Annotated in this window: 1 protein-coding gene; it reads left to right on the plus strand. The window is 58.4% G+C overall.

Going from position 1 to position 801, the window contains the following annotated elements; translation table 11 throughout:
- The coding region (locus tag NW818_RS13620; protein ID WP_414424858.1) for a hypothetical protein at window positions 1–359 on the plus strand (359 nt) is incomplete at its 5' end.
- Between the last annotated feature and the right edge of the window lie 442 nt (window positions 360–801).

Consider the following 801-nt stretch of genomic DNA (forward strand, 5'->3'; position numbering starts at 1 on the left):
CGGTTCGTCTGGCGCCGGGGGGTGCACCACCCGGTGGGTGGGTCGATGTGGTGTGCACCGACGATACGCTGCTCCCGGCACTGCTAACATCATGGGGTGTCACTGTTCCAGGATGGATATGCGTCGTACCGGCGGCGCTTTCTGAGGACTGGACCTCACTGCTGGACAATCGGATGCAACGCATCGGTGAGATGATCGAGTATCTGCCGCATGCAGACCACCTGCCCGAAGATCAGGCGATGGTGTATGCCATTGACGAGAGTATGGTCATTGCCCGTCCATCTCCTGATGCGGCGCTGGCGGCGCTGGCTCGACTGGCAGTGATTGATGGCTATCTCCTGGTGGGTGTGGGTGGATAGCGCCTCCATCGGCTGCGCCGCCAGAGTTGCGCGCACGCCCGCATCAATGGTCGCCTGCACATCCACCTGACTCGCAGGAGCTGGAGGTTCAGCACACGCGGTGAGGAGCGTGAACCCAAAGAGCAGCGTCAAGATCGCCCATCGAGGTTGATGATGGATTGCTTCCTCATCATGAGTGTTGACTGCTGCCACCGGTGGGGCGAATGACGCGGAGCGGCGGATGCGGCATTCGCGCCCATGGTTGACCGTTGTTATATGTGTGTTGCAATGAACGTGTTCGCCGAATGGCGCAGATCAACATCATGTTGTTTACAGCATTGATACATTTGTGACGCCCTCCCATGCTATGATGGTGATGCCTGCCCATACGGTTTCATCCCCGCCAGGCAATTCGGTGCAAACGATGTATCAGTGGAGGTGTGTGTTGACCAAACATCACGCT

The organism is Synechococcus sp. R6-5 (assembly GCF_047461775.1).
Classification (GTDB): Bacteria; Cyanobacteriota; Cyanobacteriia; order Thermostichales; family Thermostichaceae; genus Thermostichus.